10 protein-coding genes are annotated in these 12,461 nt (G+C 45.4%); all 10 read right to left on the reverse strand.

Annotated elements, in window-relative coordinates:
- Positions 1-7: 7 nt before the first annotated feature.
- A complete protein-coding gene (locus BT112_RS02940) occupies positions 8-1,219 on the reverse strand; it encodes a GTP-binding protein (RefSeq protein WP_245776969.1) in 1,212 nt (403 codons plus the stop codon).
- 77 nt (positions 1,220-1,296) lie between these two features.
- Positions 1,297-2,139 carry a universal stress protein gene (locus tag BT112_RS02945; protein WP_072315866.1) on the reverse strand — a complete coding sequence of 281 codons (843 nt, stop codon included), beginning with the start codon at positions 2,137-2,139 and terminating at the stop codon, positions 1,297-1,299.
- A gap of 126 nt (positions 2,140-2,265) precedes the next feature.
- Positions 2,266-3,324 carry a response regulator gene (locus BT112_RS02950; RefSeq protein ID WP_072315867.1) on the reverse strand — a complete coding sequence of 353 codons (1,059 nt, stop codon included), beginning with the start codon at positions 3,322-3,324 and terminating at the stop codon, positions 2,266-2,268.
- Entirely contained in the window at positions 3,302-4,543 is a 1,242-nt protein-coding gene (locus tag BT112_RS02955) for a PAS domain-containing sensor histidine kinase (protein ID WP_317039569.1), read from the reverse strand. The genes BT112_RS02950 and BT112_RS02955 overlap by 23 nt, the downstream gene beginning before the upstream one ends.
- A gap of 217 nt (positions 4,544-4,760) precedes the next feature.
- Positions 4,761-6,059 carry an acetyl-CoA hydrolase/transferase family protein gene (locus BT112_RS02960; RefSeq protein WP_072315868.1) on the reverse strand — a complete coding sequence of 433 codons (1,299 nt, stop codon included), beginning with the start codon at positions 6,057-6,059 and terminating at the stop codon, positions 4,761-4,763.
- A gap of 74 nt (positions 6,060-6,133) precedes the next feature.
- Entirely contained in the window at positions 6,134-6,715 is a 582-nt protein-coding gene (locus BT112_RS21560; RefSeq protein ID WP_139275958.1) for a YceI family protein, read from the reverse strand.
- A 150-nt stretch (positions 6,716-6,865) separates the two neighbouring features.
- Entirely contained in the window at positions 6,866-8,128 is a 1,263-nt protein-coding gene (locus BT112_RS02975; protein ID WP_139275960.1) for a hypothetical protein, read from the reverse strand.
- A 35-nt stretch (positions 8,129-8,163) separates the two neighbouring features.
- The gene (locus tag BT112_RS02980; protein WP_083564753.1) at positions 8,164-8,754 is read right to left on the reverse strand and encodes a YceI family protein; all 591 of its coding nucleotides are present in this window, start codon (positions 8,752-8,754) and stop codon (positions 8,164-8,166) included.
- A gap of 686 nt (positions 8,755-9,440) precedes the next feature.
- Positions 9,441-10,376 carry a M57 family metalloprotease gene (locus BT112_RS02985; protein ID WP_072315873.1) on the reverse strand — a complete coding sequence of 312 codons (936 nt, stop codon included), beginning with the start codon at positions 10,374-10,376 and terminating at the stop codon, positions 9,441-9,443.
- A 369-nt stretch (positions 10,377-10,745) separates the two neighbouring features.
- Positions 10,746-11,765: an AraC family transcriptional regulator gene (locus tag BT112_RS02990; protein WP_139275961.1), complete on the reverse strand. Its 1,020-nt coding sequence runs from the start codon at positions 11,763-11,765 to the stop codon at positions 10,746-10,748.
- Positions 11,766-12,461 lie beyond the last annotated feature (696 nt).

A 12,461-nucleotide genomic window follows, 5' to 3' on the forward strand; every position in this document is an offset into this window, starting at 1 on the left:
TATGATTTTAAAGATATGCGGTAAAAGGATCGGAGAAAGGAACTCCTTTTTCAAGGTGGCATTGTTCTTCGTCAGAAAGCAGGCACTGCCGGAGATCGGCTGTAATTTTGTGATGGTCTATATGCTGCCCGATAAAAACGAGCTCATTGATACGGTCTCCCCATTGTTTGCTCCATCGCTCTTCTATACGGTCCCTGTTATCCAGGTAAGCCGGGTAAGCGATACGATCGGAAAAGGGCATACTACACCACCATACCCCGGCGTGTTCCAGTCTCGACGATCCGCCTGCCTGAGAGAACGTCAGGGCTTCATCGGGCCGGGATGCGAGCCAGAACAGTCCTTTGGCCCTGATGATGTTTCCCGGATATTCTTCCTGAAGGTATTGCCATAAACGTTGTGGGTGGAACGGCCGCTGGTCGCGGAATACAAAAGAACCGATCCCATATTCTTCCGTTTCCGGAATATGGTCCTGCTGCAGTTCTTTTTGCCAGCCCGCCGAGACCTGGGCTTCTTCGAAATCGAACCGCCCGGTATTCAGGAGCTCGGCCGGATTTACACGTCCGAAAGAAGTCTCGATAATTTTTGCTGCCGGGTTGAGCCTGGCAACAGCCGCCCGGAGCAGACCCACAGTTTCTTCTCCGGCAAGATCGCTTTTATTGAGAATAATGACATTGGCAAACTCTACCTGGTCGGTCAGCAGATTCACAATCGTGCGGTAATCGCCCTCCATATCCGTAAGTTCGCGATCTGCAAGCAACTCGTCCGTGCCGAAATCTCTCAGGAAATTATAGCTGTCCACCACAGTAACCATAGTATCTATGTAGCTGAATGCCGAAAGGTCAATTCCGTTTTCCGGATCGGCATACGAAAACGTCTGGGCTACCGGAACCGGTTCGCTTATTCCGGTGCTTTCTATAAGCAGGTAATCAAATCTCCCCTCCCTGGCCAGGCGCTCCACCTCCACCATCAGGTCTTCCCGGAGTGTGCAGCAGATACAGCCATTGCTCATTTCTACAAGCTTTTCTTCGGTTCTCGACAGTACATGCTCATTTTCAACCAGTCGGGCATCGACATTTACCTCGCTCATATCATTGACAATAACAGCAACCCTAAGCCCCTCCTTGTTATGAAGCAGGTGATTGAGCAGTGTTGTTTTTCCCGCGCCGAGAAAACCGCTGAGTACGGTAACAGGTAATTTTCCGGTCATCTGATTTTTCATACAAATGCAACTTTATTGCAAATGTATGCTTTTACACTAAAATATGCTACATGGTTGCATTAAAATATTCAACCTTATTATTCGTGCAGTACCAGAAAAGGCATACGGGTATGATAGCTGATTTTAGCCACAGTGGGCCGGAATAACGCTTGCTGAAAGAAATTGAGTTTTTTGGCCATCATGGCTATCCAGTCGATATCCATCGTATCGGTAAATGCTTCTATGGCCTCTCCCAGGTTTTTATGTGTCAGCTTATGAAAACTGTATTCGCGTTCACTGAGGTAATCTTCGAGGTATTTTTTATTGATCTTCTGTTCTTCACCAAGGACTTCATGCTCGCTTTTCACCACGTGCAATACCCGTATACCGGCAGCAAACTTGTCGGCCAGGAAAAACATGGTATCAAGAACCCGGGGAGAATACGGAATGCTATAGTCTGTCGGGAACACGATTTCTTTGGGAAAACGGAAATCCGCATCTTCGGGAACCACCAATACGGGACATTTTACTTTGGTAATCACGTCTCCGGTATTGCTTCCTACGGTCATTTCTTTCAGACCTGAAGCTCCTTTGGTCCCCATGATAATAAGATCTATATTTTTTTCTTTAACCTGTTTCCGTATCGATTCTATAAAAAACTCGTATTCGGAGAGCACGGTAAAGTCTGTATTATGCTCCGGAAACTTCCCTTTCATCCACGCTGCCATCTTTTCCAGGCTGATCCTCGACCTCTCCCTGACATCCGTATCGTAGTCCTCCGGAAAAGCGACCAAAGGCATACCACCACCTGCATATACGTAGGGCTCTACGACATTACACAGGTAAAAATGACATTCGGAAGTACCGAACAAAAGCATGGCATATTTTACGGCATTCCACGAATTATCGGAAAAATCCGTAGGGATAAGGATATTTTTCATCGCATTTCTTATCTATCACGAGCAAAAGTAGCAGGACAGACAGGAATAAAATATGATAAATATCAACTGCGGTAATTTTGAAGTTCGGGATTCCCGGGGAGCAATCCCCGGGAATTGCCGTATGGTTTAACGCATTTTTTCAAGACCTTCGACATTCAGCACCCTGATATTTCTGCCCTCTATAGCGATGAGGCCTTCTTTTTTGAGTTCGGACAGGGTACGGATAAAACTCTCGGGAGCTATCCCGGCCACACTGGCCAGGTCATTACGCGAGATACGGATCTCCCGATCGGACTGATGCTGTAGTTTTTCTACGAAACGCAAAATGGTATTGGCTGTTTTTTTACGAACCGATCCGTAGGCCATCTGCAACAGCTTTTCCTTAACACCCGAAAGGTCGCCTGCCAGAAATTCTATCAGCTCCACTGCCAGTTTATGATTGGTTTTCAGTATTTCGGCAAAGGTATCTTTACGGATACCGTAGAGCGAAGTTTGCCGGAGTGCGGTAGCCGACTCTTCGTAGGGAATATTCTGCGTAAAGGAATAATATCCGAAAAAGTCATCGTCCCTGCTGATATCGGTAATCAGTTCTTTACCGAGTTCTTCGATACGATGGGTTTTTACCATCCCTTTTTCTATGAGGTAAATATAGTTGGCATGATTTCCTTCGGTGTAAATGGTTTCGCCTTCTTCAAAGGTAAAATATTCCCCTTCATCGGTAAAAAAGTTTTTGAGTTCATGGATATCCCGGATCTCGTCTTCATCATCGTCGGCACCGGTTTCGGCAGACCTGGACAAATCTTTTTCTTTGAGGAGTGATACCTTGGCCAATCTGCTTTCTATGGCGCTCAACAGTTCTTCTTCCTCGAAAGGTTTGGTAAGATAATCATCAGCACCGAGGTCCATTCCTTTTCGTACTTCTTTACGCTCTGTCTTGGCGGAAAGGAAAATAAAGGGGATCTTACGGGTCTCGGGATTGGCCGAAAGCGTCTCCAGTACGCCGTAGCCATCCAGTTCGGGCATCATAATGTCACAGACAATAATATCCGGATGGGCTTCCGATGCAAGAACCACACCTTTTTTTCCATTAGGGGCCGTGATCATTTCATATCCGGATAATTCCAACAGCTCTGCGGTGTTTTCCCGCAGTACCGGGTCATCTTCAATGAGCAATATTTTCTTCATGATTTGGTAGTTTAACCGTAAATGTTGTTCCTTTTCCTTCTTCACTGACAAAGCTGATCTCTCCGCCGAGATTCTCCAGGTGGCTTTTCACAATATTAAGGCCTATTCCCGTTCCCTGATCGATCACCGCATTACTGGCACGGAAATACCGGCTGAAGATATGTTTCTGTTCTTCCGGGGGAATCCCTATACCGTGATCCCTGATCCGGAAAATAAAAAATTCGCCCTGTTGTGCTACGGAAATATCGATTTCGGTATGTTCGGGAGAATATTTAACCGCATTGCGGACCAGGTTGGACAGTATGAGCTCGAGTATCTTTTCGTCCTGATAAATGACATAATCATCGATATCATCCGGAAAATTAATCCGCTGTCCCGTTTTGAGCAGCATATTGGCATCATAGATCACCTCGTTAAAGACCCTGGTCATGTGAAACGATGTAAAGTTGTATTTTTCCTTTCCGGAGTCTATGCGTTCTACCGAAAGGAAATCGTTGAGTATATTGTTGAGATACCGTACCTTGTTCTTTATGGTTTCCAGGTGTTTTTCTCTTTTCTCCTGCTGTCCCGTCTCGGTATATTTGCCGATAAGCGTAGCCGAAACCAGTATACTGCTCAGCGGGGTTTTAAATTCATGAGAAACCAGGGAAAGGAACTTGGTTTTCAGTTCGTTCAGTTCCTTTTCTTTTTGCAGCGCATTTTTGATCTTGTTTTCGGCTTCCGTCCGGCGTTTTACTTCCTTTTCCAGCAGCAATATGGAGTCCCGGAGTTCGCTGGTCCGGTTTTCTACCTTTTCTTCCAGCTCCTCATTGAGTTGCCTGATCCTGTTCTCGGCTTCCCGGCTTACGGTGACGTCCATCACAAGAGCCACTATAAACTTCTTGTCGTTTACAGTAAAAGGGTTGAGCCCTATTTCCACCGGTATCTGCGTATGATCCTTACGGACTCCCCAGAGGTTACGCCCGGCAGCCATTTTTCTTTTACTGGATTTGTCGTAATAATGGTGAAAATGCTGATCGTGATTCGGCCTGTAATTTGTCGGGATCAGGATATCCAGCTTCCGGCCGATCAACTCATCCTTTTTATAATGAAACATATTTTCGAGGGTCGAGTTGACAGCTACGATATTTTTCTCCCCATCGACCACCAGGATACCTTCCGAAATGGTTTCGAGAAGAATACTGAAAATATCTTCTTCCTGCTGGAAAAATCTAATCACAATTAACCTGTATTAAAAATAGACAAACGCTTACCGGATACTTATAAAATATACTATCCGTCCCATTCTTTTCGGGGGATTTCAAAGATAAGGATTTAAAGCACATTCAAAAACCGAATGTCTTTTTTACACAAAAAAAACGGAGCAGGAGAAACACGCGTCTGCTCCCGCTCCGTTTACAGGTAATACGTAATAAAACTAATCTAAAAAATTCACATTATGTATTTCGGGTACATGCGACCACATTGCTGCCGAATCTTTCGAAAGCTGCTTTTTCCAGTTCTTCCCTGTGATCGGGATGTGCTATGGATATGAGGCTTTTTGCTCTTTCCTTAAGGTTTTTCCCGAAGAGGTCTACCACCCCGTATTCGGTAGCGACATAGTGTACGTGCGCCCTGGTGGTCGTTACTCCGGCACCCTGTTTTAAGTAGGGTACGATCTTGGATATATTTTTTGCGGTCATCGAAGGTAATGCTATAATGGCTTTTCCGCCTTCGGACAGGGAAGCTCCCCGGATAAAATCCATCTGTCCTCCCACCCCCGAATACTGCCTGGCACCGATAGTATCGGCACATACCTGCCCGGTAAGGTCGATCTCGATAGCGCTGTTAATAGCGGTTACCTTAGGGTTTTTACGGATGATGGCCGTATCATTGGTATAAGCGGCCTCTTTGAAATGCACTACCGGGTTATCGTCGAGAAACCGGTACAGTGCAGGTGATCCTACGGCAAAACAGGTTACCAGTTTTCCGCGTTTTATGTTTTTTTCTTCACCGGTAATCACCCCCGATTCTACCAGGGGAAGAATACCATCCGAAAACATCTCGGTATGTACGCCCAGCCTTTTGTGATTTCCCAACTGGCTGAGTACCCCATTCGGGATTCCTCCTATTCCCATTTGCAATGTAGCACCGTCTTCTACGAGACCAGCTACGTGATACCCTATACGTTTTTCTATGGCAGAAGGCTCTGTAAGTTCCGTACAATGTATGGGTTCGTCCGCAAAGATAGCGGCATCGATCTGATTGATATGGATAATGCCGTCCCCATGTGTTTTAGGTACATTAGGGTTGACCTGTGCTATAACCTTTTTGGCGACACTCAGGGCTGGTAGTGTGACATCTACGGAAGTACCCAGCGAGCAGTACCCGTGTTGGTCCGGTGGAGAAACCTGGATAAAGGCTACGTCTACCGGCAAAATATTCCGCCGGAAAAAAAGGTGTATTTCACTCAGGAACACAGGAATGTAATCGCCGTAGCTGGAGTTCACTGCGGGACGGACATTACCCCCTACAAAAAAGCTGTTGATCCGGAAAGTTTCGCAATACGGAGGTTGGGTATAAAGCGCCTCTCCCTCGGTATGCATTTGTACGATCTCTATATTTTCCAGTTCGTTGTACCGGTTGCAAAGAGCACGTATCAGTTTGTTGGGGGTCATTGCGGCTCCCTGAAAAAACATACGGCTTCCGGAGGTAACCAGTGCAACGGCTTCTTCTGCTGTAGTGTAATGTAACATGTGTATATAGGTTTTAAAACGGTCTGTTCTTTTTTTAAAATGTCCTGAAATCCGGATAGCAATGGCATATCATCTTAAGATCCGATACGGAGAGACAGGTCGAAGTATATGGCTATCTTTTCATCGACCACAATAAGTCCCAGCATTTTTTTCGGGGGTTCTAAACCGAAATCCCGGATGTCCAGCGACAGCACACCGGAGCATTTCAGTACCCCTTCGGTCTGCAATTTCACGGGGATCTCATAATCCCCCTGTTCGCCGGCAATAGTGATGGAAATTTTTGCTTTGAGTTCGCCCGGTTCCTGTATAACCTCCCGCAGCCTCAAATCGATATACGGATGAGATTCGGTTTGCAGCAGACTGTGAAAATCTTTATTGATCCCTCTCCCTCCGCATCCGAACCCGCGGTTTTCCAGGCGGATCAGGGCTTTATCAAAGATCATCCGTCCTTCTTTTTTGCGAAAGACGATCGGAACGGATGTTTCCAGGAGTTGCTGGTCGTACCTACAGGTAAAATCCTTGACGTTGGCAGAACCTTTCAGGTATAATTCGCTTCCGCGGTCTATCCGTACCACACATTTTCTTTCGGAAAAAGGACTGCCGGAAAAAAACAGGACGAATACCAAGATCAGGCTTATACGTGAAATTATTTCCATATTTTCGGCGATTAAAAGTTACCCCCGGAGTGCCGGTCTGTCGGACACCGGTGACATTGCGGTATCCGGAGGTAACTCAGGTTCAATCAAACTCTCTTCTTATTCGGTACCGGCACCTTGCAGGTACCGTAATCAGCCCGTGGAATTTTCTTAGAAGCTGATGACGGCTTCGACCATCAATCCGTCAAACTTTCCGTCGTTCAGAATACTGCCGGAGTCAAATCCGTCGTATTTCTGATTTACATATTCCAGTTTAGCAAGGATATTTTTGGTCATAAACCATCCACCTCCGAGCTGGAACCGTGTAATATCCACATCATTGTTGGTCAGTGCTTCTTCTCCGGAAGCCAGGTTATAACGCCCTCCTATGTAGAAGTTCTCTGTATTCCCGAAGCGGTATAACAATTCTGCACCGTATTGGTTCCACACCCTGGTATCGGCTTCTCCGGCAGCTTTTCCTGAAGATCTCTCATACATCCCGAAGAATTCGAGTCCGTTGTACTTCACAAAAGGGTTGATCATTACTGCGGTGAGCTCGTTGCTGAAATCGGGGTCAAACCGTCCTGAAGTAAAGTTTCCTTTGGAAGTAGCTTCTTCGTTCTCCATCACAAAATAGTACCTTGACCCTGCCCTGTCACCTGCATACAGATATGTTCTTGCAGAATGTGCTGTGTGGTAAACGGAACCTGTCAACCGCAATCTCAAATCACTTTGCACTTGTTTGTCGTATCCTATTTTGGCCAGGAAAGAAGGACTTGTGCTTCCGGGACTGTCTACAGACTGGTTCAGTTTTCCGTTGGAAATTCCCAGCATGGAAATAAATCCGTTTCTTCGGTAGTACACTTCTGCACCTACTTCGGTGGTAAAGGCATCCATAATATAGTTTCCTACAAAGGGGTTATAGATAGCCTGGGCGTTGTCTGATCTGCGGAAGTGTGCATCACCGTAGTTGTTTTCCATGTGCCCTATTTTAATGGTCACATACTTCATTACATCTTCCAGGAAACCGGGCTGGATAAAATCCAGTTTATCGATCTGGAAATACCCCCCTTTTACATAAGGCTCCGGGTGGTGACGGGAAGAAAGATAGGTTCTCAGGTGCATTCTTACCCCGTCAAAAAGCGCTACATCCAGGTCGAGGTTAGCCGTAGCCAGGTTAAAGTTATCTCCTATTTCCTTTAGTGCAACGCTACCGCTGTTACTGTGATTCAGAGCCTGGAACTGCAGGGTAGAAGCGCCTCCTATACGTACGTGTACCCCATTGAAAGTGGATACGGTGTCTTTAGGAGCCTCAAAAACGTTGATCCCGTTTTTGTCCGGACTTCTGTAGTTGTCCGGATTGCGTTGCTGAGCACTTAGTGTTACGGTACACATACCACATATAGCTACTGCGATGGTTGTCAGTCTTTTCATAATGGTCTTTTTTAAAAGAATATGGATTTTTGGATTTATTTGTAAGTCATTTCAAATTTTACGGTCACTTTTTCTCCGGTCTTTACGGTTCCGAGAAGTGCAGTGGGCGGCTCTATACCATAATCGGTCATTACAATATCAGTACTTCCGCTTACATGAACCTTAGCTCCGGAAACTACGGTCAGTTTCAAAGGCACATTTTTCGTTACTCCTGCAATGGTAAGATCTCCGGAGATATTCACTTCGTATTTCCCCGCTCCGGCCTCCTTGATCCCGGTAGATGTTCCGGAACGGAAAGTGATTTGTTTATGTTCTTTACTCTTAAGGGCTTTATACGTATTTTTGTCCATCCCGCTCTTACCGCTTTTCAATTCTTCTACGGTAAGGGTAAAGGATAGTTTTTCTACGGATTTCAATTGGTTTTCTTCCATGGTAAACGTACCTTTCCCGTGGAAAGATCCGGCTTTGAGTTCCCAATCGTGAATGTTGGACGTCCCGAATACTTCCATTTTACTTTCCGAGGCCACAACCTGGGATTCCTGTGCCATGGCTACCGGAAAGTACAGAATGGTTGCCAATAAAGCTCCTGCTATTTTTCCGCTGAACAATTTTATTTTTTTCATCATTGAAACATTTTATGAGGCCTTTCCCTCGTGTTATTCTATGGAGCAAAAGTGGGGTGAAAAGAAATCAGATACCATGATATTTATCAGGTCCGTAAAAAATGCTCCCGAATGGTGTGGAAACACCCGTACAGAGAGCAGGGAGGCTTGTCATGACCATGGCTTCTATGGTCTGCAGTATAAAAAGAAAAGGAAATAAACTACGCCGCCTGTAAAAAGAGATCGAAGTGGTGATATTACGGCGAATCCGGGTTGCCGGATTTTATATGGGTTGTTGTTTTTTTAAAGATACTCCCTAAACATAAGGTATGGACCACCTATGGTGCCGGACTTTTGAAGCAGGTATTTAGTATGATGCTTATATTTTGATTACATTAGCTATGAAAAGACGAAACCCGGGCTTACTACCTCTATCGCCCGGGTTCCTCAGATGACTACTCTAAATTGGCATCTGTTATTTGCTGCCTCTACCTCCGGTTACTGTTCCGGGTAAAGGTATTTATCACTATCAGATCATTCGGTGTAAAAGGCCGGTTCGTACCATCGGAACAGGCCAGCATCCGGGGATGCTTTGTTTATGATAACATTTGCTATAAAAAGACGAAACCCGGGCTTACTACCTCTATCGCCCGGGTTTCTCAGATGACTACCCTAAATTGGCATCTGTTATTTGCCGCCTCTACCTCCGGTTATTGTTCCGGGTAAAGGTATTTTATCGCTATCAGATCATTCGGTGTAAAGGGCCGGTTCGTACCATCGGAACAGGCCAGCATCCAGGACGGATCGGTTTGCGGGTCCGCCCCTGTCGGTGTACCGGTGATATGGTAAGGTATTTCATCCGGCGACAATTCGCTTTCGTCATAGGGATTGTCTATGCCGTATCGAAGGCGAAGTATCAGGGCATCCCACGGACTGATATACTGTCCGCAGCTCAGGCTCCTGTCGTGCAGGTCGGTGTGCCGAAAACCTATGGCATGACCTATTTCATGGGCTATCGTGGTTACGAAATCGTCCCGGTCGGCCTGCGCAGTGTAATGATCGATACTCAGGTCGATCTGTGGTGCAGGGTTGCCGTCCTCATCAGGAAACCCGTACGACTGCCCGAGCGTACGACTATCCTCGAACTGTCTTCCTTTAATAAGGATATCGGGCGTTTCGGTAGAACCGGCATCCAGTAATACGAAATCCAGCACGAGACCGAGCTCGTTAAACCGGGCTATGGCATCGGCAGTGGAATCGTAAAAATAGGTCTGCTGCGAACCGGCATCGACTTTGATCTTCAAGGTTCTTGCCGTATTGCCCATATCTACTTTAAAGGGACTGCTGTATTGCTCTGCAACAGGTCCGCCGGTAATGGTCTTGTGCATCAGTTCCTTTTGATATGCTATCTGTGAGGCCGTCATAAAAATATCGCCTTCTATACGATAGCCTCCGTCGGTTTTCACTACGCCCTCCGGGGAGAACCCGGCAAGGAATATGTCTTCTTTTTCCCGGTCACTGATCTCCGCATGGCTCTCTTGATCCGGGAGTGCAGTGTCTTCTTTCTCACAGCCTGTAAGCAGTAGTGCCGTACAGACTATTGGGATTGTATATGTAAATAAGATTTGGGTGATGTTGCGTTTCATTTTAATGCTGTTTCAATTGCGTTCGTGTTTAGTTTAAAAATGATGAATAGCGTCAGAATAATTCAGGACTCCCGGACGGGGCCCGGACGGCATAACTGTGATACGAAAATGAGGATGTAGTCATATAATTTGTGTTTAGTATGGTGTAAAAGGGCCTGATATAGGATCTGCACTCCACAGCTCCTATCCGGAACCGAAGCTGTGTAAAGCAGGTAAAACCCCCCGTGTTACAGAAAGTGTTTTCTGATACCTGTCAAAAGTACCCATTACCTCCCCTGCGTTTTATCCGGTATGCGCAAACTTTTGTCACAAAAACGCAAAGTATGATTTTTAGGTCCGTATCATGCTCCGGCTGTTTTTTGACCGTTATCATATCCTGAAATCTCTGGGCAGACAACCGTAGTATCTCTTGAAAATATTACTGAAATGCCCCAGGTGCTGATAGCCCACCATACGCGCTACTTCAGATACGGAACAGTTTCCCGCTGCCAGGAGCTCTCCTGCCCTCTTCATACGCAGTTCTACGAAGAAATTGTAGTAGGTCATGCCGTAAGCAGCTTTGAAAAGCGACTCGAATTTCCGTTCGCTCATTCCCACTTCCCTGGAAATTTCCCTGACCGAAGGGGGCGGTATTTCGGAAGTCAATGCCTGTACCAAAGTTTCCCGGGCATGGTTCATTTCGTCCATATAGTATCGTGCAGCAGGAATGATCTCCCCACGGGGATGATCACCGAGTTTTCTGAAATACTGATCCAACAAACCATATACAAAAGCTTTCATGGCGAGCTTATCTATACTAAAAAGTGTTTTAGTCTTATGAAATTCCTTTATTTTTTCGAAGATCGCCTGGTTGACCTGCATGGTGTGATAGCGGAATTTTCCCGTTTTAACCTCTTGTAACACAGGGTGATCCGAAGGGAATAAACGGTCGAGATAATACAGCAGAAAATCACGGCTCATGGAAATTCCCACCAACAGGATATCCTGTCGGGCTTCGCTGGAAAGTCTTATACGGGGTTTCCCTACTGAGGAAACCAGAAAAGACTGCGGTATGCGGCATGCCGTTTTCGATAACATTTTTTCATAAGCCAGTAAAGTAGTGGGGCGGTCGGACAATTCCAGTTTCAGCAGGAAATATTCTTCTTCGGGTTGTGGCAACCAGACCAGGACATTATCCGGGAATTTCCCGGTGCTGTTGTACCGGGCAAAATTGAGGACAAGCCCCTCCTCTATCCGTTCGTGTACACATTCCATATACATCCGCGGAAATCGTGCAGCCATGCAATTGTCTTTTATATGAATGTGTTTGTCCAGTCCGTATCCCCTGGACTGTGCGATGACCTTATCGAAAAAGGTACTGTCATACTTTAAGTTTAAAAACCATTCCATAATTCCTCCTTTTGCCACCGAATAGATGTTTTATTCCCGGAAAACAAGCTTTGCCAGGCGTATCACGCCATCGCTTCCTTTCCGAAAATCACCGGTATTTTTAATAGTGACTCAAAAAAGATGTTAATCCCTTAAAAAATATTTTATTTTTTGGCGATAACGGGTGGGTTTATGCTTTTTGAAGAGATGGGAATCCCGGGGGGAAACATAGAAATACCGTAAATACCGGGGATTGACATATAAAACCTTATTTTGCGGGTTGAAAGCGTGAAGGCCTCATTTTAAGGGTAGCTTACAAGTGAGCTGCGACGTCGGAGACATTCGCAGAGCACGGAACACTTCGTAGAGTGGGGGTATCCGAGAAAAACCTCAAATACGCAAATCTCAGGGGTTGAAAAAACTTTTTAGACGCCATCAATCCTTATTTGCACAGTTTTTTGGACATTGCCTTTGGTGATTAAAATTTACGCATCAGTACTATTTTCCTTTATTATTATACGGACATCTTCCTTTTATTGTTTACATATAAGATGTAAATAGCTAAAATCAATATATATATCGTATTAATTAGGATTATCCACCTAAAAGAATTGTAATCTAAATCTATCGCTTTATATATACCATTTAAACTTTTTTCGGTATGGCTATCCGTAATTTCATTGACAATGTACTTTTTATTAAGTAGATTATTAATAA

The organism is Sinomicrobium oceani (genome assembly GCF_900119185.1).
Lineage (GTDB): Bacteria > Bacteroidota > Bacteroidia > Flavobacteriales > Flavobacteriaceae > Sinomicrobium > Sinomicrobium oceani.

Excerpts from the sequence above, each read along its gene's own strand:
- BT112_RS21560 (WP_139275958.1), bottom strand. The coding sequence starts at position 6,715 with ATGGAAATAATTTCACGTATAAGCCTGATCTTGGTATTCGTCCTGTTT.
- BT112_RS02960 (WP_072315868.1), bottom strand. The coding sequence starts at position 6,059 with ATGTTACATTACACTACAGCAGAAGAAGCCGTTGCACTGGTTACCTCC.
- BT112_RS02990 (WP_139275961.1), bottom strand. The coding sequence starts at position 11,765 with ATGGAATGGTTTTTAAACTTAAAGTATGACAGTACCTTTTTCGATAAG.
- BT112_RS02940 (WP_245776969.1), bottom strand. The coding sequence starts at position 1,219 with ATGAAAAATCAGATGACCGGAAAATTACCTGTTACCGTACTCAGCGGT.
- BT112_RS02980 (WP_083564753.1), bottom strand. The coding sequence starts at position 8,754 with ATGATGAAAAAAATAAAATTGTTCAGCGGAAAAATAGCAGGAGCTTTA.
- BT112_RS02945 (WP_072315866.1), bottom strand. The coding sequence starts at position 2,139 with ATGAAAAATATCCTTATCCCTACGGATTTTTCCGATAATTCGTGGAAT.
- BT112_RS02950 (WP_072315867.1), bottom strand. The coding sequence starts at position 3,324 with ATGAAGAAAATATTGCTCATTGAAGATGACCCGGTACTGCGGGAAAAC.
- BT112_RS02975 (WP_139275960.1), bottom strand. The coding sequence starts at position 8,128 with ATGAAAAGACTGACAACCATCGCAGTAGCTATATGTGGTATGTGTACC.
- BT112_RS02985 (WP_072315873.1), bottom strand. The coding sequence starts at position 10,376 with ATGAAACGCAACATCACCCAAATCTTATTTACATATACAATCCCAATA.